Raw genomic sequence first — 24,621 nt, 5'->3', positions numbered from 1 at the left:
CGGATGAGCGAAACGCCCATGAGCACCACAAACGCACCCGCGCGCACGCGGAAAAAGCGCCACGCTTCGGAGGCTCACCTCAGCCGAACCGAACTTCGTGAGCGCTCGGTGATGCGCGCGATGGTGCGCCGCAATGCGCGCCCGCTCACGTGGTTCATGGTGCTCGCGATGGCGAGCGAAGCGATCAATATGTTCATCCCCATCGGGATCGGCCTCGTGATCGACCACGGCATCTTTAAAGCCAATCTTTGGCTCACCGCGGGCGGTGCCGCGGGTCTCGCAGGACTCCTGCTTCTCTCCAACTGGTGCTGGGCGCGATTTTTCGAACCGATCATGGAGATCCGAGCGCGCGAGCAGCACAATCTGCGCCTCGCCGTCACCGCGGCTGCCCTCGACCCCGCGTCCCGACAGATCGATCGCCCCGCAGGGGAAATCCTTTCAATCGCGACCTCGGATGCTGATCGCGCTCCCGATGTCTTCGACATGATGACGTGGGCCGTGCCCGCGTCGATCGCCGTCGTGGGGGCAGGTGTGTGGCTCACGGTCATGAATCCCCTCGTGGGGCTCATCGTTTTTGCGAGCCTCGCCCTGCAGGTGGCGATCTTGCGAGTCGTCACGCCGATTCTCTCCGAAAAGTACGACAACCAGCAGTCACGCGCTGCCGACGCCGCTTCGACCGCAACGGATCTCGTGCACGGCCTTCGCGTACTTCAGGGGCTGGGGGTGCAAACCCGCGCGCGCTCGACTTACCGGGCGCGCTCACGCATCGCACTCGACGCTGCCCTCACGAACGCGCGTTTCTCGGGCCTTTCCGACGGCCTCATGCTGTTCACCTCCTCGCTCATGATTGCCGCGGTCGTCGTCGCCTCGGGTACGCTCACGCTCGAGGGCGCGATGTCGGTAGGCGTGTTCATCTCGATTGCGGGTCTCGTGCGCAATCTTTCGGGCATGATGGCGGGGCTCGCGGGCGTTCCCGTGTGGTGGGCGAGCTTCTCGACCTCGGCGCGCCGCATCCGCCACCTCCTGAGCGAAATGGGGCGAAGCATCACCGAGCCCGCGCTCAATTCTCTCGTCAGGGCCGGCTCGCCCGAGGCCCTTTCGGCACGCAGGGAGCCCACTGCTCCCCCACGTCTTCCGGGCCTCGGGGAGATCTCCACCCCTCTTCTCGGCACCGTGCGCGATTCTCAGATCGTCGCACTCGTTCCCGAATCCGCTTCCGACGCCCGCCTCGCCCTCGCAGAACTCTCCTGCCTCGACGTGCCCCGCGAAGCCCTCCTCATCGAGCCACACTCCGTTGACCTTTTCGATGGCACGCTGCGCGAGCAACTCGACACAAAGCGCCCCGCTCCAGGCGCTTCACCCGACACAACGAACGATCCCGATACCTGGGCGCACGCGGCTCTCGAATCCGCAGGCGCAGATGATCTTTTGAGGATCCTGCCCGAGGGGCTCGACACGCGCATCCTTGACCGCGGCGCGAACCTCTCTGGTGGCCAGCGCCAGCGCCTGGCTCTCGCACGCGCACTCGCGGCGGATGTTCCCGTGCTTGTGCTCAACGACCCGACGACCGCGGTCGACGCCGTGACGGAACACAAAATCGCCCAAGGGGTGCGCGAGGCGCGCAAGATCGAGGACCGCATCACGGTGCTCATCGCGAAGGCTCCGGCGTTTCTCGATCAGGCCGACCGCGTGCTCTTCGTGCGAGGCGGCGAGGTAAGCGCCGAAGGCCCCCACCACGAGCTCATGCACGCCGAGGCATACCGGAAGGTGGTGCAACGATGAGCGAAAACGCCACTCGTACGGCAAATAGCGCGAGCGAGGCAGAACGCGACCTGATTGCGTCGATGGAGGCCGAGGGCGACGTTGCGCGCCAGCTTTCACGGCACGCCGAGCTACTCCCGATCGCATCCTTCGGTGAGACCGGCCGATTCGTACTCGGCCGGCTTCGCGACTTCACTCCTCTCGCCCTCGGAATGCTTGCGGCAACCATCATGGCCGCGCTTGCAGGTGCGCTCGGCCCGTACTTCATGGGGCGTGCGGTAGACGTGGTCACGTCCGGAGGAACTACTCAGGCGCTCTGGACCATCGCCGGGATGATCGTCGCAGCGGGCGCCGTACAAGCGCTCGCCTCGGCTCTTTCACGCGCCCTCATCTCGGGACTCGGCCAGCGCCTCCTTGCGGGAATGCGCGAGGACGTCATCGACCGCGCCCTCGATCTACCCACGCAAACGATGGAGCAGGCGGGCATCGGCGACGCACTCTCGAGAGTCGCCGACGACGTCGACGTCACCGCAAAGGCCGTCAACAACATCGTGCCGTGGCTCGTCACGGTGATCTTCCAGATCACGGTGACGTTCATCGCGCTCGTCGTGATCAGCCCGTGGCTGCTCATTCTGGTTGTCGCGATCATTCCCTTTTATATATGGGCACTGCGCTTTTACCTTCCGCGCACGAACCGCATCTACCGCGTCGAACGCATCGCGAAAGGCGCCCGCGCACAGGGACTGCTCGCGGCGATCAATGGTGCGCCGACCGTGCACGCCTACGGCATCGAAGAGCGCGAGACGCGGCACGTTGGCTCGCTGAGCGCCGCCGCCTACGCGCTCGTGCTGAGGATCTTCCGCCTCATCGTGCAAGTCGTGTGGATCATGATGATCCCCGAAACCCTCGCCGTCATTCTTGTGCTGCTCATCGGGTACGCGACCGTTCAGGCAGGGCTCATGCCGGTGGGGCTCGTGGCCTCGGCGTGCATCTACATTGTGACGCTCTTTTGGCCGTTGCAGTCCCTTATTTTCTCGCTCGACGACGTGCAGTCGGCCGCGGCGAGCCTTACGCGCATGGTGGGGGTCATCACCTCGATCGACCCCGCCGCTTCGCCTGGAGAGGAAACACCCGTGGATGGGTCGATTCGAATCGAAGGCGTCTCGCACGCCTATAGCGATAGCGGTCGCATTGTGCTCGCGCCGATCGACCTGACGATTCCGGAAGGCGAGACGGTCGCACTCGTTGGAGCATCCGGTGCGGGCAAATCGACCCTCGCGTCGATCCTTGCGGGAACGCTCACCCCGCGCTGGGGTCGCGTGTTCCACGGCGGCGCCGATCTCGCACACGCCAACCTCGAAGCCGTGCGCTCGCACGCGTCAATCGTGTCGCAGGACGTGCACGTGTTCCACGGAACGCTCCGTGAGGATCTGAGCCTTGCGATCGACGAAGCAAGCGATGACGAGCTGTGGAGCGCCCTCGCGCGCGTCGGCGCGGAGGAATGGGCACGACTCCTCCCCAAAGGTCTCGATACCGAGGTCGGGGAGAAAGGCGCGAAACTCAGCGCCGAACAGGGCCAACAGCTCGCGCTCGCACGCATCGTGCTTCAAGACCCGGCGATCCTCATCATGGATGAGGCGACGGCCGATGAAGGCAGTTCAGGCGCGCGAGTGCTCGAACGTGCGGCCCTCGAGGTCGCGCGCGGGCGCACGACGGTCATCGTCGCGCACCGCCTCTCTCAGGCGAAGGAAGCCGACCGGATTTTTGTCATGGACGATGGCAAGGTCGTGGAATCGGGAAGCCACGACGAACTCGTGGCGCTCGACGGACGGTACGCCGAGCTGTGGAGCGCCTGGTCACGCTAAGGACGCACCACATTTCAAGGCTGCGACCACCCTCCACCTCATCGTCGGCTTCTGGCGTTCTTTGACGCACCGTGAAGCACGGCACTCGCGTAAGTCGCCCGCACTCCGGTAGGCTCGGGGCATACTCGTTCCCCTCCCGGAAACCACGTGACTTCGCGGAATCGGCCCGTCGCTAAGCACCCGGGAGGCTTATGGGGCCACGGAAGAGTCATGAATACCCAGAAGCGTTGGTCCGCTGGGGACCACGTGACCTGGACGTACTACACGCACGCGCACGAAACCATCACCGTGCGACCGGGAACCGTCGTCATTGATGATGACCGCGGAATTGTCGTGTGGATCGCACCGGGCACGGAGGTTCTCCTCCCCGTTCTTGAATCGGGCGCGCCACTCAGGCGCGCCGGCGACGAAGGCATGTTCACCGCCCCCCGCACCCAATCGAAACAGCTGTGGACAGGCAACGGCATCCTGATGATCGGCCTGCCCGATAAGCCGTATTCCGTGTGGCTGTTCTATAAGGACGACGGCACGCTTGGCTGCTACTACGTCAATCTTGAAACCCCGCTCGAGCGCACGGAGGAAGGGGTGCGTTCGCGCGATCTTGTTCTCGACCTCGTCGTGCTCCCCCGCCACGACTACCACTACAAGGATGAGGACGAACTCGAGGGCGCCGAACGGATCGGCTACTTCAGCCCCGCAATGGCCGAACAGATCCGGGCATGGGGCCGCGAGGCCGAACGCGACATCGAGGCGTGGGGGTACCCCTTCAACGCCGGCTTCGAGTATTTCTTCCCCAACCCAACTTGGGGTCTTCCGCAGCTTCCCGAGCACTATTCGTGGGACATGGACCTCACACGCGCGCGGCGCCGCTAGACCTCGCACCCCACCGGCCCAGTAGTATGTTTCTACCCCGGGCGTAACCGCGTCCGCGTTTACCGCGCAAGGATGCGCACTTTCCCCTTGGAGTGATACGTCTTGATGAAATTCTTCCAACGACTCGGCAGGTCACTCATGCTGCCGGTCGCCGTCCTCCCTGTTGCCTCGATTTTCTCGGGCCTCGGCTACTGGATCGCTGGCGCGACCGGAGACCCGAACAACATCATCGGAGCGTTCCTCGCGGCAGCGGGTGGCGCGCTGATCGATAACATCCCGCTGCTATTCGCGATCGGTGTCGCGATCGGCATGCCGAAGAAGGCCGACGGTGTAGCCGCACTCGCGGGCCTTACCTCGTGGCTCACGGTCACCAGTCTCCTCAAGCCTGAGACGATCATGAAATTCCAGGGCCTGAGCGATGTTGCGCAGGTCGACCCCGCATTCAGCAAGGTCAATAACGTTTTTGTGGCCCTCATTTGCGGCCTCATCGCAGCGTGGAGCTTCGAGAAGTTCAAGGACACGGAGCTTCCTGACTTCCTCGCGTTCTTCTCGGGTAAGCGCTCGGTTGCGATCATCTCGGCCCTCCTCTCTCTCGTCGCCGCACTCGTGCTCATGTTTGTGTGGCCGCTCGTCTTCGGTGGCCTCGTGGCCTTTGGCGAGTGGATGCTCACGCTCGGCCCGGTCGGCGCCGGCCTCTATGGCTTCTTCAACCGCCTGCTCATCCCGCTTGGTCTTCATCACGCGCTTAACGCCGTGTTCTGGTTCGACATCGCGGGCGTGAATGACCTCAACAACTTCCTCGCAGGCCAAGGCACTCGCGGCGTAACCGGCCAGTACATGACCGGGTTCTTCCCCGTCATGATGATGGGCCTTCCCGGTGCTGCCCTCGCGATGTATGTGACGTCGAAACCGTCGAAAAAGAAAGCGACGGGCGGCATCCTGATCGGTGCGGCGTTCGCGGCGTTCCTCGTCGGCATCACTGAGCCGCTCGAATTCCTCTTCATGTTCCTCGCTCCGGGCCTCTATCTGATCCACGCGATCTTCATGGGGATCTCGATGGGAGTCACTGCCGCCCTTCCCGTCCGCTCGGGCTTCGGCTTCTCGGGTGGTTTCATCGACCTGATCCTCCAGTGGGTCAACCCACTCGCAATGAACCCGTGGGCCATCTTTGTGATGGGCGCGTTCTGGTTCGTGGTCTACTTCCTCGTGTTCCGTTTCGTGATTCTCAAGTGGAATCTCAAGACCCCCGGTCGCGGCGCAGACGAAGACGATGACGAGGAGAGCGATTCGACGGCCACCGGCGCCGACAAGTACATCCTCACCGCCGACCGGTTTATCGAGGCCCTCGGTGGCAAGGGCAACATCGACGAGGTCGAGAACTGCGCGACGCGCCTTCGCCTGAGCCTCAACGACGTGTCTCTCGCCGATGAGCAGGCTCTCAAGGCTGCGGGCGCGACCGGCGTCATGAAGCCCGGTGGCAACCTCTACCAGGTGATTTATGGACTCAACGTCCAGTTCGTGAAAGACGCGATGGACGGCCTCATGGATGGTTCGATCGAGCCTCCGGCTCGCGCTGAGGTCGAGAGCAATGCTGCTGCGGCAACCGTCGGAGGCTCCGAAGGCTCCACTGCCGCTCCTGCCGCCACTGCCGTCGCTGAAAAGACCGAGTACGCGCTCGTGCGCATGCGCCAGCCACTTCAGGGAACGATCGTCCCGCTCGAGGATGTTCCCGATTCAACGTTCGCCGACCGACTCCTCGGTGGCGGCGTCGCGATCGACCCGAGCGGCAACCAGGTCGTGGCTCCCGCCGCTGGCGTGGTATCGCAGGCTTTCCCGACGGGGCACGCCGTGGCACTCACGCTCGACGACGGCGCCGAGGTCCTCATCCACGTGGGCCTCGATACCGTGAAGATGAACGGCGAGGGCTTCACCGTGCACGTCAAGAACGGCGATCGCGTCACCGCGGGCCAGCCTCTTGTGGACTTTGACCGCTCGGCGATCGAAGCTGCGGGATACAAGGCGATCACGCCCGTCGTGATCCTCGGTCACGCGGATTCGCGCATCGAGTTCGTCTAAGACGGCGCCTTCTCACACCGCTCTCCCCGCCCGAGTTCATCTCGGAAGCGGGGAGAGCGTCGTTAACGAACGATTTCGCGGTGACCCGCATCGATGCGACGCGTCCACCCCTTCTTGTCGAGATGCTCGAGGAGCGGAATGACGGTGCGCCGCGTGGTACCGAGCGCGCGGCGCGCTTCCGAGGTGGTGAACGGCTGCGGGAGGGCCGCGAGCTCGCGCATTGCCAGCGCGGGCGCGGTGGGCAGTAGAACGAGGTTGTCCGACGGCTGCCCAATTCTCAAGAGCCGCCCCTGTTTCGCTGCAGCGGCCAGCTCTTTGGCGCTAAGTCCGAGCGCCGCCAGGTCGCCAAGCTCCGGGGCGTTGAACGGGTCTTTCTTGAGCTTTGCCTCGAGCGCGGCAACGCTCGCTTCGGCCTCGCCGAGGCCCGCCTTCACCGAGGGGTCAACGATGAGGCCGTCGCGCTCGACACACGCGGCTTGACGCACGATCATCGGTAAAAGCTCGAGGGCGGGAAGCGCGAGGGCTTCGCTCGCCTCTTTGCGGGAGAGGCCCGGGCGGAGCGGTTTGGCCTTCGCGGCAGCGTCCACGCGTTCGGCGAGTGCTTTCGCGCGGTGTTCGAGGAATGCTGCGCTCACGAGCCAGCCGCCGTCGGACACGATCCCCTCGAGCTTCCCCTCCACCTCGAAGCCCATTTTCTTTAGATCGCTCGAGCGCATGGCCCCGCGCCGCTCGATCTCGCGCCTCGCGTCGCCGTGCTCGCTCATGTGCTCGAGCTCGGTCTCACGGGCGCTCCCGGCTCCTCTTCTACGCAATTCTGGCGGGTCGACGTCGAGCACCCGCACGCCGCCGAGCACGGCTCTCTCCCCCGTACCGCGCATGACCAGGCGATCCCCGATCACGAGCGGGAGAGGCAGGTCAAAGGTGAACCGGGCGTGGTCGGCACCGAGGGGCCGCACGCGCGCGGTCACGGCTGCGCTTCCCACGTGGATCGTGGTCTCGCGCGGCACGTCCTCGAGGCTGTCGCCGCTCACGCTGCGCACGTCCACGACGGTTGTCAGGTGGAACGCGCCGGGGGTGAGGAGCACGTCGCCTCGGTGGATGTCGCTCGCGGGTATCTGGCGAAGGTTGAGGGCGGCGCGGCTCACAGGTTCCACGACGTCTTCGCGCGTTCCTCGCGACTGCACGCCCCTCACGCTCACCGTGCGAGGCTCGGCACCGCCGTGCCCGGTGCTCACAAGCGTAAGGTCGTCGCCGGGGCGCACGGTGCCGGCCCCAAGGGTGCCGGTCACGACGGTTCCCGCTCCGTCAATCGTGAAGGAACGGTCGATCCACAACCTCACGTTTTCATGCGGGGATGCAGCTGCGACGCTTGCCACGAGTTCATCGAGCACGCGCTTCAGCTCATCGATCCCCTCACCGGTCACACCCGAGACGCCGCACGCGGGCGCATCTGCAAGGCCGGTCTCCGCGAGCTCACGCCGGGCCTCGTCGATCACGGCCTCGACGCGTTCGGGCGCGCGGTCGGCGCGAGTGATAACGATGATGCCGTGGGAGATCCCGAGCGCTTTCACGGCATCGCGGTGGTCGCTCGATTGGGCGCTCCAGCCCTCATCGGCGGCGACAACAAACAGCACGATAGGCACCGGGCCGAGCCCCGCGAGCATATTGCCGATGAAGCGTTCGTGGCCCGGAACATCCACGAAGCTCACTTCTCGCCCGGAGGGAAGCGTGCACCACGCGAAGCCCAGGTCGATGGTGAGACCGCGGCGTTGCTCTTCTTCCCAGCGGTCCGTTTCAATGCCGGTGAGCGCGCGGATCAGTGTGCTTTTGCCGTGGTCAACATGCCCGGCGGTCGCGATGACGTGCATGCGTCCCTCCTAGCGTTTCATGAGCGCGGCGATCGCGCTCGCAAGCTCATCATCCTCGAATTCGGGAATGCAGCGCACGTCGATAAGACAGGCACCGTCTCGCGTAGTCGCAATGATTGGTCGCTCGAGCGCGCGCAGTTCGCTCGCCAGATGCTCGGGCACGCGCAGCGCCCATCCCGGGATCGGAACCTCTGCACCGCCTCCCCCGCCGACGCGACCGTCGTGCGGAACGACCTCACACGTCACGTTCACGCGCTCGTGGATTGCACGCGCAAGCTTTTCGGTGCGGGTTTTGAGCGCGGCAGGTTCGGTGTGGAGGGCTTCGAGCACGGGAGGCGTGGGGCCGCCGACGGTGGCTTCGAGCGCGGCGAGCAGGAGTTTATCGGCGCGCATCGCCCGCGCGAGGGGATGGCGAGCCACGCGCTCAACCCACTCTTTCTTTCCAAGGATCAGCCCCGCTTGCGGGCCCCCCACGAGTTTGTCGCCGCTCGCGAGGACGAGATCAGCGCCCTGTTCCAGGGCTTCGGTGAGGGTCGGTTCGTCCGGTAGCAGCGGCTCCGGAGAAAAGAGCCCCGAACCGATGTCGACGATGAGCGGGAGATCATGGGCATGCGCGAGTTCGGCGAGTTCAGCGATGCCAACGGCGCTTGTGAAGCCTTTGATGACGTAATTGCTCGCGTGGATCTTGAGGAGCGCCGCCGTGTTTTCTCCGAGGGCCTTTTCGTAGTCGGCAAGATGCGTGCGATTCGTCGTGCCGACCTCGTGGATCACGGGACCTGTCGACTCGATGAGCTCGGTGAGGCGAAATCCCGCACCAATCTCGATCATCTCACCGCGGCTCAGGACGATCTCACTCCGCTTGCCCGATCCCGGACCGGCGAGGGCCGTCGCGATGAGCGAGAGCGCCGCAGCGCCATTGTTGACCGCAAGCGCGTCCTGCGCTGCGGGGCACGCCTTGAGGAGCGCCTCGCGCGTCGAAACGCCGCGCTTCCCGCGAAGGCCGGTTGCCAGATCGAACTCGACATCAACGTAGCCTGCTGCGGCCTCCAGTGCGTCGATCGCCTGGGGTGAAAGGGGTGCGCGCCCAAGATTGGTGTGGACGATGACTCCCGTTGCGTTGAGCACGGGCGTGAACGCGCACGCGTGCACGCTCTCGAGCGCGGCGATCACTGCGCCCTCGACCTCTTCCGGCGCGATTTCCCCCGCCCGGGCACGACTCTGCATGTCACGCACAACATTGCGTACGCGCTCTTCCCCAAGGCGCTGCTTCGCTCGTTCGACCTCATCGAGCGCGAGTACAGCATCGGTCCGTGGGATCCGCCGTCGCGGATCGTCGCCTGCTACCGGGGACGCGGTTCGTGACATGTCGCGGGGCACCTTCGCTCAAAACTCGGGGTCGAGAACAACGCGCGGCCGCCAAATATCAGCCGCAACCACAATCACAAAAACATGCCCTCAACAGGCTCTATAGTGACTGCGAACGATTCTAACACCCTCCGTTTAGGGGGCTACTGCTCCCCTGTGGCCGCTTCCCAACGCTCTTGTCACCTCACGCATCGTATGAAAAACTGAAGCCATGAAGCTTAGGCTTCAGACCCGCCTTGACCCCCGTGCCTTTCGGCCGGGGGTTTCGTGCATATCTGAGGCCACCCGCCGGAGTCCGGATGCTCGATCCGCGATACCTCTTCCTTCATACGCTCCAAGAACTTCAACTCACGCTGGTCCCTTCCGAGAGTGCGCCCTTCAAAACGCTGGTGGAAGTAGAGAAGCAAATCGGCGGCCTGGAGCAGTCGGCTTTCTTTGGACGGCGTGAAATGAATGGTGTCCACAATTCTCGATAAGTACGTTCGTTTGTAGTGACCAGGCGTCCCCTCGGCACGCCACTGTCGCAACTGTTCGCGGAGGTTACCAGCCAAATGATGCTCGTCAGCGATCACGAGAATATATTCGCCTCGCTCTTCTGCAATTCGGTCAAGCGCCTGGAGTACGTGGACCAAGCAAATCTCGTGAGGAGTGGCTTCCACTGCATCGGGGATCTCTTCAACAGCCTGCACATCCACCTCGCGCACAAGAAATTCACCCCTCTGAGAGGTCACCGCCTGTAGAGATTCTTTGAAAATCCCTAACCGCGCTCGTACTTTTCCCGCGAGGCATTCCCACGCGGCAGCCCCGTTCATGAGGTCGTAGCCGTGCAATTCTATTTCCGGGGGCACAGGAAACTTATCCGCGGCGTCGCATGCAATCGCTTCCATCGCCTCGACTGTCCTCGTGGCCGACTCGCCGTCCAGAACTAGTGCACCGAAGTAATACCTCTGACGTCTCCGGTCCTCGCTCTCGTCAAGATACGCCACAAGCATCTGCGATCCCCCTTATCGCACATAGTTCTCCCCACTACCTTCGAGCCTCTTCGATAAAAACTCGGGATCGCGGTGGCGTGGCAGGCGTCGGACCAAAACTCCACGTGCCACGCGCGCCCCGCCCACAAAGGCGAGGCGCGAAAGCTTGGCGGAGGCGGACGGGAATCGAACCCGCCATACCGAGCTACTCGGTATCACCGGTTTTGAAGACCGGGGCGCCCACCAGGACACGTACGCCTCCAAGAACGAATTTACCAGTGAAAACGCTTAAAGTGGAAAGCATGAACATCAACGAGGATCCCCAGAACACCGACGAACCCGACTTCAGCAACTACCCTCGCCTCACCACGATGGCGCATGGCGGCGGTTGCGCGTGCAAAATCCCGCCGGGCGAGCTCGAGGACGCCGTCAAAGCGCTCACGGGGCAGACGTTCGACTCGGTGATCGTGGGTCTCGACGACGGCGATGACGCCGCCGCGGTGAAGGTTCGTGGAGACCTCGCGGTGCTGTCGACTGCGGATTTCTTCACGCCCGTCGTCGATGATCCTTACGACTGGGGTCGCATCGCTGCGGCGAACGCCCTTTCAGATATTTACGCGATGGGCGGCGAGCCGGTTGTCGCGATCAACCTCGTGGGGTGGCCGCGCGAAAAACTCCCCATGGAGATGCTTTCGGAGGTGCTGCGCGGGGGCCTCGACGTGGGGCGCGAGGCTGGCGTTCCCGTGATCGGGGGTCACAGCGTGGATGATCCCGAACCGAAGTACGGTCAGGCGGTCACGGGCATCGCGAAGCCCGACGCTCTCCTGCGCAACGATGCGGCCGAGGTTGGCCTGCCGCTTACTCTCACGAAACCGATCGGCGTCGGTCTTTTGAACAACCGCCACAAAGCAACGGGCTCGAGCATTGACGAAGCCGTGACGTGGATGACGACGCTCAATGCCGAAGCCTCTCGGAAGGCACTTGCAGCCGGTGCCAAGGCCGCGACCGACGTGACCGGATTCGGCCTGCTCGGGCATTTGCACAAAATGACGCGCGCCTCGGGCGTCGGTGCCGTTCTCGAGCGCGCGGCCGTGCCGGCGATGGGCGATGCGCTCGACGCGCTTGCGGGTGGATTCATCTCCGGGGGCACTCGGCGCAACCTCGACTGGGTGCGCCCCTCACTTCGTGCAGGAGCGGGCATTACCGAAGAGGATCTGCTGTTCCTCGCCGATGCGCAAACCTCGGGCGGGCTTCTCGTTGTGGGAGAGATCCCCGGCTATCCCGTGATCGGCGAAATCGTCGCCGCGAGCGACGACGCGCCCGCAGGCAGCGTCCAGGTCCGCTAGGTGCCGTCGGAAGAAAAACTGCGCGAAAGGCGCGCACCGTGGACAAGTCCGCCCTCGATCTTCCGTGAATTGCATAGAGGTTACGGGGGTTTGAGCTGCCGCAACTCGACCTAAGTCAATGCGGCTAACGAAAAGTGGGGGCTATGGCACCCAGCCATAACCCCCACAACTTCTATGGAATCCAGAGGACGCTAGTCGGTTTCGGGACCCGTCACGATCGAATCGTCGACAATGCCGTGCTTGCGGCGACGTTCGAGGCGTTCCTTCTGCGGAATAACCGTGTACTTCGGATCGCGAGCCGACTGGAAACCCGCGTCGAGAATACCGAAACGCGTAAACGCACTCGCTGCGGCAAGGCACGCACCCGACGCAAACGCAATCGCGCGATGCTTCTTCGCAAACAGGCCCGTGACGGCGCCCGCGATAAGAAGCTTCTCCGCGATGTGCATCTTTTTGCCACCATCGCCGATTTCCAGCGGCTCGGCTTCGAGCGGGTGCATTTCCTTCTTCATCGCGCGAAGCGAAAGCATGTCGCCCGCAACGCCCGCGAGGGCGAGACGCTGAACCGGACCGATCTCGTCAAGCGGGGTCGACAGCATCGCCGTGCCCGACGCGGCAAGGCTCGCCGATGAGGCAAACAGGAATGGAAGCGAGAACTTTCCGCCGTTCCAGGCGGGAAGCGCCGAGTCACCGAGCAGCACCGCGGTGTACACCGCGAGCGGAGCACCCGTCGCCGCCTGGCCCCACGCCGCAGGCTTCTCAAAAGCGCGCGCAACCTTGCGAAGCGGACCGAGGGGGAGCTTCTCCCCCGTCATGCGGTCAAACTCATTTGCAAACGTCACACCAGCGTTCACTCCGTACGCCGAGATGATCCACGTGCCGAGGTTCATGGGGCTCGTCGGCTTGAACGTGCGCATCATGTTGAGGAAGCGCTCCGGGCGGCCGAGGTCCTCGATGAGGCTGACGGTGCCGATGCCGAGCGCGACGATCGAGCCAACGCGCGCGTTACGGCGCAGCGTCTCCCGCCCGGTCGCCCCCGCGGCAAGCGCGATCAGGCCCGACGAACCGGCGACACCGCCGAGGAACAAGTACACGCCGATCGGGTACTCCCACGGCGGCGCCTTGACGATCTGACGACCGTAGTAGCTCGTGAACTGGACGTCCTCGACCATCGAGACTTCGCCCATACGGTTCTGGCCGCGCTTACGGGCGCCGTCATACTTGGTTGCTTCGGGCCGACGCTTGCGGCGCATCGGCTGCGGCGGGCGGTAGCTATCGAACTCGTTCTGGCTCATTTCCTCTTACCTCCCACAAACATGAGGGCGGTCGTCGCGATCATTGCACCGGCTGCGAGGGCTGCGCGACCATACATCTTCGGCAGGTCCATCGTGCCCACGCGCGGGTCCGGCGGAAGACCGTAAACCTCGGGTTCATCGAGGAGGAGGAAGACAGAGCCGAGGCCACCCACGCCGTCGTTCGGATTTGCTCCGTAGAGGCGGGCTTCGGTCATCCCCTCCTCATGGAGCTTCTTCACGCGTTCCTTGGCCTTCGCGACCATGTCTTCGCGATCACCGAATTTGATCGACGTCGTGGGGCAGGTCTGGGCACACGCGGGCTGCTGACCGTCTTTGAGGCGGTCGTAGCACAGCGTGCACTTGTTGGCCGTGCCCTTATTCGGGATGTCCTGTTCGAGGTGAGGACGGTCGTCGCGGTCGGTCTTCGGTGACACGGTGCCGTCGTCGCGGCGCTCGATCACACCGAACGGGCACGTGTACACGCACGTGCCGCAGCCATTACACACATCGGCCTGCACAACAACCGTACCGAACTCCGTGCGGAACAGGGCACCCGTGGGGCACGCATCAAGGCAGCCCGCGCGCGTGCAGTGCTTGCACACATCCGAGGCCATGAGCCAGCGGAACTCTTCCGTGTGCTTCGGCTGCTGCTCGCTCGGTGGCTTCTGCCCGATCTTCGGCATGCCGAGATTCACGAGCTGGCGACCCGATTCGCGGGCCTCCTCGATGCGCTTTTCCGACTGCTCGATGAACGCGACGTGACGCCACGTGTTCGCGCCGAGCGAGCCCGTGTTGTCGAACGACGACCCGAGCAGCTCGAAGTTACCGTCCTGGGGGTTACGGTTCCACTCCTTACACGCGACCTCGCAGGCTTTACAGCCGATACAGATCGACGTATCGGTGAAGAAGCCTTTGCGGTCGTGCGTGTGCTCCCATCCCGCAACGGAGATGGGGTCAGCGGTCGTGTTGAGAAGGCTCATCACACACCTCCATTCTCGTCGTGGGAAGCTTGGGAGTTGTCGTTGACCATGCTCGTGCGGCCGGTTTCACCGTCGAGCCCGTTCGAGCCCGTGTCCAAGTTCTCGTCGGCTTTCTCTGCGCGACGTCGAGCGCCCTTCGACCCGGGCTTCGATGCGGCGATCCCCGTGAAGCCCGCGGTGTTCGAGCCGCGGGTCGTCTCCTCGGCGACCTTTGCATCCTGCTCCGTACTGGTCTCGGCCTTGCCGGTGTCATCCGCAGGGACAGTCACGCGCTGCATGCCGGTCTCGAGCGTGATCCCGGCTTCGCGCTGGTACTTCTCCACGAGATCCACGAGCTCAGGACCGCGGGGCCTGCGACCCGGAATCATCGCGACCGAAGAGTACTTCGAGTCTTGGATGCCGGTGTTCGGGTCCATCGTGATGCCCAGCAGATCGTTCGCACCGTCACCGGTAATGATCGCGTCCTCGCCAACACCCCAGTGGTATGGGAGGCCGATCTGATGAACGGTGTGACCGTTGACGTTCAGTGGCTTGAAACGCTTCGTCACAAGTACGCGCGCTTCAATCGCTGCTCGCGGCGAGATGAGGGTTGCCCATTCGCCGTTCTTCACGCCAACTTCCTCGGCGAGTTCGGGAGAAATTTCCGCGAACATCTCCGGCTGGAGCTCAGCGAGGTACGGAAGCCAGCGGCTCATGCCGCCCGCCGTGTGGTGCTCGGTGAGGCGGTAGGTCGTGAACACGTACGGGTACACCTCTTGGAGAGGCTCGCCGTAGCCGGGGGCGGTGAGGTTCTCCTCGCGCGGCATGACGACGCGGGTCGGCTGGTTTTGCTGCGGGTACATGATGTTCGGCAGCTTCGATTCCACAGGCTCGTAGTGAGTCGGGATCGGGCCATCGATCATGCCCTTCGGCGCGAACAGCCAGCCCTTACCGTCGGGCTGCATGATGAACGCATCGTCACCCGCAAGCGCCGCGGGACCGCCCACGGTGGCATCGGGGCGTGCCTTCGGGTTGAGGCCCACGGGGAAGTCTGGAACGTCGTGACCGACCCACTTCTCCTGCTCCTCATCCCACCAGATCCAGGCCTTCTCTGGACTCCACGGCTTACCTTCGGGGTCCGCAGAGGCGCGGTTGTACAGGATCTTGCGGTTGGCCGGCCAGACCCAGCCCCATTCCCTCTCGGTGTAGGGGCGACCGTCGGCAGGCTCGCGCACCGCGGCGTGGTTGATGCCGTCGGCGTACACGCCCGCGTAGATCCAGCAGCCACCGGCCGTCGAGCCGTCGGCCTTCATATCGACGAACTTCGACAGCGGTTTGCCCTTGTTTTCGCCCTCGGTGTAGTACCCGTTGATCTCGCGAATCACGGCCTCGGCGTCAACCTCGCCGTGCTCATCGAGCGGGTAGTCCCAGGTCATGTCAAGGACGGGCCTGTCTCGAGGATCATCTGAATCCTTGAGCGCTTCGCGGATGCGATTGCCGAGATCGAAGAAGAACTGCAGCTCGCTTTCGGCGTCGCCCGGCGGCGTGACTGCCTGGTGGCGCCACTGCACCATGCGCTGGGTCTGCGTGAACGAACCGGCCTTTTCTGTGTGGTTCGCAGCGGGCATGAAGAAGACTTCGGTGTCGATGTCTTCGGTCTTCAGCTCGCCAGTCTCGATTTCGGGGCCGTTCTTCCAGAACGTCGCCGTCTCGATCATGTTGAAGTCACGCACAACCAGCCACTTGAGGTGGCTGAGAGCCTTGCGGTGCAAGCGACCATTCGAGCTTCCGACCGCTGGGTTCTGGCCGAGCACGAAGTAGCCATCCACCTTGTCCTGAAGCATGAGCTGCAGGGTCTGGTAGGTGCCGTGCGCGCCCGTGAGTCGCGGCAGGTAATCGAAGTGGAAGTTGTTCTCCTTGGTCGCGCTCTCTCCCCACCAAGCCTTGAGAAGGCTTGCGGTGAATTCTTCCGACTTTGCCCAGAAGCCCTTTTGCTTCTTGGTGCCTACCGAGTCGAGGTAGGTCTCCCAGGTATCCGTCACGCCTGCCTTCGGCATCGGGAGGTAGCCGGGAAGGATGTGGAAGAGCGTCGGGATGTCGGTCGAGCCCTGAATCGTGGCGTGCCCACGCAGCGCGAGGATGCCCGAACCGGGGCGCCCCACGTTGCCCATGAGCAGCTGGAGAATCGAGGCTGTGCGAATGAACTGCGCACCACCCGTGTGCTGGGTCCAACCCACGGCGTAGCAGAATGCGGTCGTCTTATCGCGGCCCGAGTTCTTCGTGATCGAGTCGGCGATGTAGGCGAAGTCTTCCTGGCTGACGCCACAGACCTTCTCCACAACCTCCGGCGTGTAGCGCCGGAAGTGGCGCTTGAGGATCTGGAACACCGTTCGCGGGTGCTGCAGGGTCTCATCGCGGACGGGGAGGTTCTTCTCCTCGTCCATCTCGTACTGCCAGCTCGAAGTGTCGTACGTTCCCGTCTCCGGATCGAAGCCCGAGAAGAAGCCGTCGAGATCCTCAGGATCTTGGTAATCCTCGCTAATGAGGGTCGAGGCATTCGTGTAGTGCTTCACGTATTCCTCGAAGAACAGGTTGTTCTCGAGAACGTGGTTGATGAGAGCGCCGAGAAGCACGATGTCGCCGCCTGCGCGGGTCGAAATGTACCTATCGGCAAGCGCCGAGGTGCGCGAGAAGCGCGGATCGACGTGGATCACGCGTGCGCCGCGAAGCTTCGCTTCAATAACCCACTGGAAAGCGACCGGGTGACACTCGGCCATGTTGGAGCCTTGGATGATGATGCAGTCCGCATTCGCGAGGTCCTGCACCGGCTGCGTGGCTCCGCCGCGCCCAAACGAGGATCCCAAACTGGGAACCGTGGCGCTGTGTCATATGCGGGCTTGGTTCTCGATCTGAATAGCGCCCGTGGCGGTAAACAGCTTCTTGATGAGGTAGTTTTCCTCGTTATCGATGGTCGCGCCACCGAGCGAAGCGATACCGAGCGTGCGGCGCACGGGGCGGCCGTGTTCGTCGGTATCCTGCCAGTGCTTCTTGCGCGCCTCGAGGTAACGCTCGGTAATCATCGACATAGCGGTCTCGCGATCAAGCTTGACCCACTCTTTCGACTTTGGAGCGCGGTAGAGGATGTCGGTCACGCGCCCGGGAGCGTTGACGAGCTGCTCGCTCGCGGAACCCTTCGGGCACAGGCGACCACGCGAGATGGGCGAGTTGGGATCGCCTTCGATCTGGATGACCTTGTTGTCTTTGACGTACACGCGCTGGCCGCAGCCGACGGCGCAGTAGGGGCACACGCTCTCAACGACCTTGTCGGCGGTTGTCGTACGCGCCTCGAGGTTCTGATAGGTGGGCGACTGGGAGGTGGGGCCGAGCCCCAGCACATCGCGAGACTTGGCCTGCCTCAGCACAGGCCAATTAAGAGGATTTAGTGATGCCATACGACAACCCTACCAGCGCCACGAGCAAAAGAAACCCTGGTCAGGAACGATCTTTAAGAAACTAAACCATTGCAAAAACTACTTCGGCGTCGGACTCCCTATCCCTCCGGGCGGCCGGGCACTACCCGTTCGCCCAGCCCTCGCGTCCGTGCATTCACTCCACCCGCTCCCACCCTGCGATGCGAAGATGGAGAGGACCCGCACGCGATGCGGCCCCCTCAACCCTAGGAGAATTCGAGAATGACCTCTGAAAATCTCACCCGCGCCGAGGCGCAGGAACGCTCCTCGTTCCTCAGCACCTCCCATTACGACGTTAAGCTTGACCTCACCAAGGGCCCCAAGACATTCCTCACGGAATCCACCATCTACGTCAACTCCACCGAGGCTCGCGAAACCTTCGTTGACCTCATCGCTCCCGAAGTCCTCGAGATCACCCTCAACGGCGAGACCCTCGACAACCCCGGCGAACGTTTCGACGGCGCGCGCGTCCAGCTTCCCGCGCTCAAAGTCGGCGAGAACGTCATTACCATCCGCGCCAACGGCGCCTACATGAACACGGGCGAAGGCCTGCACCGCATGGTCGACCCGGTCGACAACGAGGTGTACCTCTACACCCAGTTCGAGGTGTCCGATGCCCGCCGCATGTACGCCAACTTCGAACAGCCCGACCTCAAGGCCACCTTCGCCTTCACGATCACCGCTCCCGCCCACTGGCGCGTCATTTCGATCGCCCCGAGCCCCGAGCCCGTCCCGGCCGGTGAGGATTCCGACGGTCAGCCGATCGCCACGTGGACTTTCGAAAAAACACCGAAGATCTCGACCTACCTGACGGCCCTCATCGCAGGCAAGTACGAGGGCTACGACGGCACGATCACCTCTCGCAACGGTCGCAAGATCCCCGCGGGTGTCTACGCGCGTGCGTCGCTCGCCGAACACCTCGACGGCGAGTACATCGTCTCAGTCGCGCAGCAGGGCTTCGAGTTCTACGAGAATCTCTTCGATTACGACTACCCGTTCCCGACCTACGACCAGATCTTCGTGCCGGAATACAACATGGGCGCGATGGAGCACCCGGGCGCCGTGACGTTCGTGGAGCGCTACGTGTTCCGCAGCGCCGTCTCGGACGCAATCCGCGAACGCCGCGACCTCACGATCCTCCACGAGCTCGCTCACATGTGGTTCGGCGACCTCGTCACGATGAAGTGGTGGGACGACCTGTGGCTCAACGAGTCCTTCGCTGAGTTCGCCTCGACCCTCTCTTCGGCGCGCGCTACTCGCTGGACGAACGCCTGGACGACCTTCGCTGGTTCGGAAAAGGCCTGGGCCTACAGCCAGGACCAGCTGCCGTCCACGCACCCGATCGTGGCCGACATGGTGGACTTCGACGCGGTGGAGACGAACTTCGACGGCATCACTTACGCGAAGGGCGCCTCGGTTCTGCGCCAGCTCGTCGCGTACGTTGGCGAGGAGTCGTTCTTTAAGGGCCTTCGCGCGTACTTCAAGAAGTACGAGTGGCAGAACACGACCCTCAATGATCTGCTCGACGAGCTCGAGGCCACGAGCGGCCGCGACCTTCGCTCGTGGAGCAAGCTGTGGCTCGAGACGACCGGCGTGAACACGCTCCGCCCCGAGATTGAACGCAATGACGACGGCACCGTCGCGTCGTTCGCGGTTCTACAGTCCGCCGCGAGCGAGCACCCCACGATCCGCCCACACCGACTCAAGATCGGCGGCTACAGCCTCGAGGGCGGCGTCGTGACCCGCACCGTGAGCGTCGAGACCGACATCGACGGTGAGCGCACCGAGATCGCCGAGCTTGCGGGCAAGAAGGCCGACCTGTGGCTCATCAACGACGAGGACCTCACCTACGCGAAGGTCCGCCTCGACGACGATTCGCTCGCGTTCGCCCTCGAGCACCTGCGCGATATCGACGACGAGCTCGCTCGCACCCTCGTGTGGAGCGCCACGTGGGACATGACGCGAGACGCCGAGCTGCCGAGCCGCCGCTACCTCGATCTTCTCCTAAAGAACATCGACCGCGAAAAGGACTCCTCGGTTTTGCGCACGCTCCTCGGGCGTCTGGACCTCGTGGGCACGCGCTACGCGGCCCCGGCTGATCGCGCTGAGCGCGAGAAGAAGGTTGCGTCGGCTCTGTGGGAGCTCACGCAAGGGGCCGACGGTGGCAGCGATCAGCAGCTCCAATTCCTCGAGTCGTATCTGCAGTTTGCCGGCAAGGACGACCTCGACACGGTCAAGGGGCTGTTCGACGGATCTCTCACCCTCGCGGACCGCGAAATCGATACCGATCTCAAGTGGCAGATCACCATCGCTCTCGCCGCCCTCGGCGCTATCGACGAGGCCGGAATCGACGAGGTACTCGCGAGCGACGACACGCAAAACGGCCGTAAGAGCGCCCTCACGGCGAAGGCCGCGATCCCCACTGCCGAGGCGAAAGCAGCGGCGTGGGAGAAGACCGTCGGCGAGGACACGCTTGCGAACGAGCACCTCACCTGCGCCATCGTGGGCTTCAACCGCGCGAGCGAGGAATTGCGCGCGCCGTACATCGATCCGTACTTCGAGATGATCGAGAAGGCATGGGCCTCGCGCTCGAGCGAGATCGCCAACCGTCTTATCCGGGGTTACTTCCCGGGCCAGTACCCGAGCGAAGAGATCGTCGCGAAAGCGGACGAGTGGCTCGCCTCGCATGAAGACGCGATCTACGGCATGCGCCGACCCGTCCTCGAGGGTCGCGACTCCGTCGCGCGTGCAGTGCGCGTCCAAAACGCCGACAAGTAATCCGCTGAGGCGGCTGCGCTGAGGGCGCAGCCACCGTCGGAAACCGTGGGCGGCCTCACCATCGGTGGGGCCGCCTTTTCATGCCCGTCTCAAGGTTTCCCTCCTACGGTGGGGGCATGAATTTTTTGGCAGAAACCACGACCCAAGAGGCTTTCTCGCTCGTGGACCGGATAGGCCAGTGGCTGCTCTCCAATGGCGTCACGATCCTCGTGATCATTCTGGTCGCCCTACTCGTGCGCTTCGTGGTGGGCATACTGGTCAATCGCATTTTTCAGACGATGTATCAATCGGGTTCGCGTATTTCTCGCATGACCAACGTCGTCGTGAAGAAGCACCCCGATGCCGGCCTCGCGGCTGCCCACGAGGAGCGCCGCAAGCAGCGTGCGGACACCCTCTCGACGGCGTCGAAGAATGTCGCGAGCGTCGTCATTTGGTCGATCGCGTTCGTCATGATCCTTTCGCAAGTGGGCGTCAACATCGCGCCGATCATCGCCTCGCTTGGTGTTGCCGGTCTGGCCGCCGGTATCGGCGCGCAAACGCTCATTAAGGACGTTCTTGCGGGCGTGATCATGCTGTTCGAGGATCTGGTGGCCGTCGGCGATTACGTCGATCTTCAGTTCGCCGAGGGAACCGTCGAAAACGTGAATTTGCGCGTCACCCAGGTGCGCGGCCTCAACGGCGTCCTGTGGACGGTGCGCAACGGTGAAATTGTTTCGCTCGGCAATTACTCGCGCGGCCTCGGAACAGCGTTCGTCATGCTCGATATCGCGAGCAGCGCCAACGATGCTGCGGTGACGGAGGCGATCCACGCCGTGTTCGATGCGCTCAAGGCCGATCAAAAGTGGTCGAAGCTCATTGTCGGCGCGCCCCAGGCCACTGGAATTCTCTCGGTCGATGGTGCTCGCTACCAGCGCCGAATCACTGCCGACACCATCCCTGGCAAGCAGTGGGAGGTGGAGCGCGAGATCCGCAAACGCCTTCGCGTCGAGTTCGATAAGCGGGGCATCGAGTTTGCGCTCCCGCGCTTCCAGGAGTCGGCGTAGAAGGACTCGCTACGCGCGCCGGAACGTGAGCGGCGCGCCTGTGAAGCTCTCGAGGGCCGTGCGTAGCCGTGTGGGCATGCGCACGGCCCTCGCGGTTTCGGCATCGACAATCACGATCGTCGTGCGCGCGATCGCGTAGGGCCGCTCCGGCTCGTCGGCCGTGAGTATTTCGTAGTCGAGATCGAGCGACGCTCCCCCAAGCTTCGAGACCCACGTGCGCACGATGACCCCGTCTCGGCGGTAACCGAGCTGGCGCGCGTACTCGATCGTGTGGGCGGCCACGAGCGTGTGGAAGGCACCGCCCGGCGACAGCTCGGCGAGCGCGGTTGGGTACGCGGGAGCGCCGTTCGCGAGCTCGGTATCCGACGGCTGCCAAAAGGCCCTCGTGCGGGCCTCCTCGAGCAGCCGCAGATACGCGGTGTTATTAACATGCCCGTACCCGTCAAGGTCACTCCACCTGACGGGTACGGGAATATCGAGGAAAGGCACGAGTGCGACGAGCCTTATTCTGCCCTGTGGTCAAACGTGCCGTGCACGCCGACGCTCTGGATCACGCCGGTCGTGGGGTTCGGTTCGCGGTGGCGAAACGCCAGCGCGATGATGATCGCTCCCGCGAGCGTGAGCGCAAGCGCTACCCACCACGAGGCGCCCGCCAGCACTAGAGCCGGGAGCGTTGCGATCGTCGCGATATCGACAAAGCCGATCGGGATATAGGCGATGCCGTAGTAGTCGAGGGTCTTCGACTTCATATCGGGATCGACGATGCGCAAAAGCGCCATGCCCATGCCCGCGGTGCCGGTGTTCCAGCCCCACGTGAAGATGCCTTGCTCAACCTTGTGATCGGCAAAGAGTTTCTTGGAGACGAACACGTAGTAGGCAAGCACGAAAATGGTGCCCGCGAGGAGAAGAATGAGAAGCGGCTGCCAGTAGGAAGCCACGACTTTCGGGTCGATAGAGGCAACGCCGAAGGCCACGAGAAGGTCGGTCGACATGCCGCTTCCACGCTCGAAGATTTTCGCTTCGAAAACGTTTTCCGCCCTGAATGCTTTGAGGACAAACAGCACGACGTACCCGAGGAGGAACGAGACGCTGAAGGTAGGAACCGACAGCCACTCGACCTGGCTGTTCGCCCACGACGTGAACATGTAGGCGAAGGCCGCAATCATGAAGAGCAGTCCCAGGTGGTAGGTGATCGGGTCCAGGCTCGTCGAGGATACGGGAGAAACACCGATCGATTCGCGGTTCTCTTCAGCGATGATGCCCGTGCGCAGATCCTTCGGAAGGGACTTGAAGTCCTTGAGATAGGCCGTGTTGCCGCGCATCGATTCGACCTTGATGATCGCGATTCCGCCCACGACGGAAAGGATGATGCCGATCGTGGCCGAGGTCATCGCGAGAGAAAGCGCTTCGGGCCACGTATTGCCAAAACCGTCGGCAATCGCGGCTGCCGTGCCGTGCCCGCCCATGAAGCCTGCTGCGAGGAGCAAACCGAAGCCGTCGGGCAGGTCGTTGAAGAACAAGCTGAGGATGCCGAGGGCGAAAATCAGGCCGAAGCCCCACTGGAGAACCGAGATGGCCTGGGAGACGGACCACATGGTGCGAACGGCACGAAACACGTTGCCGAGTCCCGCGATTTTCGAGGTGAACCGAAGCGCCGCGAATACAACCGCGATCAGGATCGAAGAGTAGATGGGGACGGAACTACTGAACGGGATGATGTTCAAGACGTTGGGGCCGAAAATAAGGCCGAGAAGCCCGGCGATCAGGCCGGCGGGCAAGAAGAGAGACTGGATAGGCTTGACCCAGGCGCGCAGAAGCACACCGATGAGGATCAGAAGGCCCATCCAGCCGAGGTCGGTAAAGACGTCCCACGCGCTCATCGTTCACATCCTTTGACTCATCTCGCGAATACTTGCAAACGAGTCACGGTACCACGGGAAAGGGCTGGTGAGTCACGTTCACGTGAGAGGTGGCACCGAGCGGGACTTAGTCCGCGAGCTCACCCATGGGGCCCCAGCCTTCACCGTCAATATCCTTCGAGATGATCTCGGGAGTTTCAGAGATGAGCGGGCGCATGGCATCCAGGCCGGCCTGGAAGTGCGGGGAGTTAACGTGCTTCTCGCCCGCTTCGCCGTCGCGGTACATCTCCACGAGAAGAAACTCGTTTTCGCGCTCCGTGCTGCGGTACCACTCGAAGAAGAGGCAGCCTTCCTCCGCGCGGCACGCGTTCGTGTAATCCGCAAGTTTCTCGAGGAAGGTGGCGGTCTCTTCGGGCTTCACCTGGTATTTCACGTTAATGAAAATCATGGCGGCACCTTAGCTTTTGACCCTGCATAGATCCTTGCCGCGCCTAGCAGGTGCGAGTGCCGTTATTGAGGCCGGCGATGATGTTCTCGACGACGTCCTTCGCGGGCGGCTCGATGCTCGCGATGATGCCCGCTTCGTCGTCGTCGAGCTGTTCGAGAGTCGCGAACTGGGATTCAAGAAGCGAGGCGGGCATGTACTCGTGGTGGCGGTGCGCGATGCGCCCGGCGATGAGTTCTTGGCTTCCCGCAAGGTGCACGAATTGGAGATCCGGCGCGAAGGAGCGCAGCTGCTCGCGGTAGCGGCGTTTAAGCGCGGAGCACACGATCGCGCACGTGACGCCCCTCGCGCGCTCACGCGCGATGGTCTCGCCGATCGCGTCCAGCCATGGAGCGCGGTCCTCGTCGGTGAGCGGAGTTCCCGAAGCCATTTTGGCTTTGTTGGCCGCTGGGTGAAGATCGTCGCCGTCGATGAACGTCAGCCCTAGACGGTCAGCGAGGGCCTTTCCGACGGTGGATTTTCCCGTACCCTGCACGCCCATGATGATGAGCGGGGTCTGGCTCACGACAGGTCTCCTTTAGTGTGCGGCGCTAGTTTTTCCCCACCACTGTAGAGGATTCACCAGTGCGTCCCCCTAGGATTGAAGG

Annotated in this window: 16 protein-coding genes, 1 tRNA gene and 1 pseudogene; 7 read left to right on the top strand and 11 right to left on the bottom strand. The window is 63.3% G+C overall.

Annotated features, from left to right (window positions below):
* The first annotated feature begins 18 nt into the window (after window positions 1-18).
* The 4 genes from DEHOM01_RS02030 to nagE all read left to right on the top strand — a co-directional run bounded on the left by DEHOM01_RS02030 (window position 19) and on the right by nagE (window position 6,575).
* The gene (locus DEHOM01_RS02030) at window positions 19-1,782 is read left to right on the top strand and encodes an ABC transporter transmembrane domain-containing protein (RefSeq protein ID WP_245630633.1); all 1,764 of its coding nucleotides are present in this window, start codon (window positions 19-21) and stop codon (window positions 1,780-1,782) included.
* The gene (locus tag DEHOM01_RS02025; protein WP_061211249.1) at window positions 1,779-3,626 is read left to right on the top strand and encodes an ABC transporter ATP-binding protein; all 1,848 of its coding nucleotides are present in this window, start codon (window positions 1,779-1,781) and stop codon (window positions 3,624-3,626) included. Before DEHOM01_RS02030 ends, DEHOM01_RS02025 begins: the two co-directional genes overlap by 4 nt.
* A gap of 210 nt (window positions 3,627-3,836) precedes the next feature.
* On the top strand, window positions 3,837-4,499 hold the full coding sequence (locus tag DEHOM01_RS02020; protein WP_061211248.1) for a ribonuclease FAU-1 family protein: 663 nt from the start codon (window positions 3,837-3,839) through the stop codon (window positions 4,497-4,499).
* A gap of 105 nt (window positions 4,500-4,604) precedes the next feature.
* Entirely contained in the window at window positions 4,605-6,575 is a 1,971-nt protein-coding gene (nagE, locus tag DEHOM01_RS02015) for an N-acetylglucosamine-specific PTS transporter subunit IIBC (protein WP_061211247.1), read from the top strand.
* A gap of 62 nt (window positions 6,576-6,637) precedes the next feature.
* Here the strand turns inward: nagE and selB are convergent, their stop codons facing one another.
* From selB to DEHOM01_RS01995, 4 genes are all read right to left on the bottom strand, one after another.
* On the bottom strand, window positions 6,638-8,443 hold the full coding sequence (gene selB, locus DEHOM01_RS02010) for a selenocysteine-specific translation elongation factor (RefSeq protein WP_061211246.1): 1,806 nt from the start codon (window positions 8,441-8,443) through the stop codon (window positions 6,638-6,640).
* A gap of 9 nt (window positions 8,444-8,452) precedes the next feature.
* On the bottom strand, window positions 8,453-9,808 hold the full coding sequence (selA, locus tag DEHOM01_RS02005; protein WP_061211245.1) for an L-seryl-tRNA(Sec) selenium transferase: 1,356 nt from the start codon (window positions 9,806-9,808) through the stop codon (window positions 8,453-8,455).
* A 218-nt stretch (window positions 9,809-10,026) separates the two neighbouring features.
* Window positions 10,027-10,800: a DUF3800 domain-containing protein gene (locus tag DEHOM01_RS02000; RefSeq protein ID WP_061211244.1), complete on the bottom strand. Its 774-nt coding sequence runs from the start codon at window positions 10,798-10,800 to the stop codon at window positions 10,027-10,029.
* Window positions 10,801-10,946: 146 nt separating this feature from the next.
* Window positions 10,947-11,041, bottom strand: a tRNA-Sec gene (locus DEHOM01_RS01995).
* A 40-nt stretch (window positions 11,042-11,081) separates the two neighbouring features.
* On the opposite strand from DEHOM01_RS01995, the gene selD reads away from it, so the two are divergent.
* A complete protein-coding gene (gene selD / locus DEHOM01_RS01990; protein WP_061211382.1) occupies window positions 11,082-12,125 on the top strand; it encodes a selenide, water dikinase SelD in 1,044 nt (347 codons plus the stop codon).
* Between the two features lie 191 nt (window positions 12,126-12,316).
* On the opposite strand, the gene nrfD is transcribed toward selD, so the two are convergent.
* From nrfD to fdnG, 3 genes and pseudogenes are all read right to left on the bottom strand, one after another.
* Window positions 12,317-13,420 (bottom strand): NrfD/PsrC family molybdoenzyme membrane anchor subunit, encoded by a 1,104-nt coding sequence (gene nrfD, locus DEHOM01_RS01985; protein ID WP_061211243.1) that lies wholly within the window; start codon window positions 13,418-13,420, stop codon window positions 12,317-12,319.
* The gene (locus DEHOM01_RS01980; RefSeq protein ID WP_061211242.1) at window positions 13,417-14,400 is read right to left on the bottom strand and encodes a 4Fe-4S dicluster domain-containing protein; all 984 of its coding nucleotides are present in this window, start codon (window positions 14,398-14,400) and stop codon (window positions 13,417-13,419) included. Before DEHOM01_RS01980 ends, nrfD begins: the two co-directional genes overlap by 4 nt.
* Before the next feature lie 242 nt (window positions 14,401-14,642).
* Window positions 14,643-17,831, bottom strand: a pseudogene (gene fdnG, locus DEHOM01_RS01975) (formate dehydrogenase-N subunit alpha); the annotation flags it as partial.
* A gap of 240 nt (window positions 17,832-18,071) precedes the next feature.
* On the opposite strand from fdnG, the gene pepN reads away from it, so the two are divergent.
* Together pepN and DEHOM01_RS01960 are read left to right on the top strand one after the other, a co-directional pair.
* Window positions 18,072-20,627, top strand: coding sequence for an aminopeptidase N (gene pepN, locus DEHOM01_RS01965; RefSeq protein ID WP_061211240.1), 2,556 nt, complete (start codon window positions 18,072-18,074; stop codon window positions 20,625-20,627).
* A 116-nt stretch (window positions 20,628-20,743) separates the two neighbouring features.
* Window positions 20,744-21,670: a mechanosensitive ion channel family protein gene (locus DEHOM01_RS01960; RefSeq protein WP_061211239.1), complete on the top strand. Its 927-nt coding sequence runs from the start codon at window positions 20,744-20,746 to the stop codon at window positions 21,668-21,670.
* 9 nt (window positions 21,671-21,679) lie between these two features.
* On the opposite strand, the gene DEHOM01_RS01955 is transcribed toward DEHOM01_RS01960, so the two are convergent.
* The 4 genes from DEHOM01_RS01955 to DEHOM01_RS01940 all read right to left on the bottom strand — a co-directional run bounded on the left by DEHOM01_RS01955 (window position 21,680) and on the right by DEHOM01_RS01940 (window position 24,539).
* Window positions 21,680-22,159 carry an acyl-CoA thioesterase gene (locus DEHOM01_RS01955; RefSeq protein ID WP_061211238.1) on the bottom strand — a complete coding sequence of 160 codons (480 nt, stop codon included), beginning with the start codon at window positions 22,157-22,159 and terminating at the stop codon, window positions 21,680-21,682.
* Window positions 22,160-22,173: 14 nt separating this feature from the next.
* The gene (locus DEHOM01_RS01950; protein ID WP_061211237.1) at window positions 22,174-23,550 is read right to left on the bottom strand and encodes a sodium/glutamate symporter; all 1,377 of its coding nucleotides are present in this window, start codon (window positions 23,548-23,550) and stop codon (window positions 22,174-22,176) included.
* 106 nt (window positions 23,551-23,656) lie between these two features.
* Window positions 23,657-23,977 (bottom strand): putative quinol monooxygenase, encoded by a 321-nt coding sequence (locus tag DEHOM01_RS01945; RefSeq protein ID WP_061211236.1) that lies wholly within the window; start codon window positions 23,975-23,977, stop codon window positions 23,657-23,659.
* Between the two features lie 43 nt (window positions 23,978-24,020).
* Window positions 24,021-24,539: a gluconokinase gene (locus tag DEHOM01_RS01940; protein ID WP_174519424.1), complete on the bottom strand. Its 519-nt coding sequence runs from the start codon at window positions 24,537-24,539 to the stop codon at window positions 24,021-24,023.
* Window positions 24,540-24,621: the final 82 nt, after the last annotated feature.

Origin of the sequence: Dermabacter hominis NBRC 106157 (genome assembly GCF_001570785.1) — a bacterium.
GTDB classification, from domain to species: Bacteria; Actinomycetota; Actinomycetes; order Actinomycetales; family Dermabacteraceae; genus Dermabacter; species Dermabacter hominis.
The sequence above is the reverse complement of the archived record's forward strand: the minus strand, read 5'-3'. Positions and strand labels throughout refer to the sequence as shown.

Excerpts from the sequence above, each read along its gene's own strand:
- DEHOM01_RS01945 (WP_061211236.1), bottom strand. The coding sequence starts at position 23,977 with ATGATTTTCATTAACGTGAAATACCAGGTGAAGCCCGAAGAGACCGCC.
- selD (WP_061211382.1), top strand. The coding sequence starts at position 11,082 with ATGAACATCAACGAGGATCCCCAGAACACCGACGAACCCGACTTCAGC.
- DEHOM01_RS02020 (WP_061211248.1), top strand. The coding sequence starts at position 3,837 with ATGAATACCCAGAAGCGTTGGTCCGCTGGGGACCACGTGACCTGGACG.
- DEHOM01_RS01960 (WP_061211239.1), top strand. The coding sequence starts at position 20,744 with ATGAATTTTTTGGCAGAAACCACGACCCAAGAGGCTTTCTCGCTCGTG.
- DEHOM01_RS01950 (WP_061211237.1), bottom strand. The coding sequence starts at position 23,550 with ATGAGCGCGTGGGACGTCTTTACCGACCTCGGCTGGATGGGCCTTCTG.
- nagE (WP_061211247.1), top strand. The coding sequence starts at position 4,605 with ATGAAATTCTTCCAACGACTCGGCAGGTCACTCATGCTGCCGGTCGCC.
- DEHOM01_RS02030 (WP_245630633.1), top strand. The coding sequence starts at position 19 with ATGAGCACCACAAACGCACCCGCGCGCACGCGGAAAAAGCGCCACGCT.
- selA (WP_061211245.1), bottom strand. The coding sequence starts at position 9,808 with ATGTCACGAACCGCGTCCCCGGTAGCAGGCGACGATCCGCGACGGCGG.
- pepN (WP_061211240.1), top strand. The coding sequence starts at position 18,072 with ATGACCTCTGAAAATCTCACCCGCGCCGAGGCGCAGGAACGCTCCTCG.
- DEHOM01_RS01980 (WP_061211242.1), bottom strand. The coding sequence starts at position 14,400 with ATGAGCCTTCTCAACACGACCGCTGACCCCATCTCCGTTGCGGGATGG.
- DEHOM01_RS02025 (WP_061211249.1), top strand. The coding sequence starts at position 1,779 with ATGAGCGAAAACGCCACTCGTACGGCAAATAGCGCGAGCGAGGCAGAA.
- selB (WP_061211246.1), bottom strand. The coding sequence starts at position 8,443 with ATGCACGTCATCGCGACCGCCGGGCATGTTGACCACGGCAAAAGCACA.
- nrfD (WP_061211243.1), bottom strand. The coding sequence starts at position 13,420 with ATGAGCCAGAACGAGTTCGATAGCTACCGCCCGCCGCAGCCGATGCGC.
- DEHOM01_RS02000 (WP_061211244.1), bottom strand. The coding sequence starts at position 10,800 with ATGCTTGTGGCGTATCTTGACGAGAGCGAGGACCGGAGACGTCAGAGG.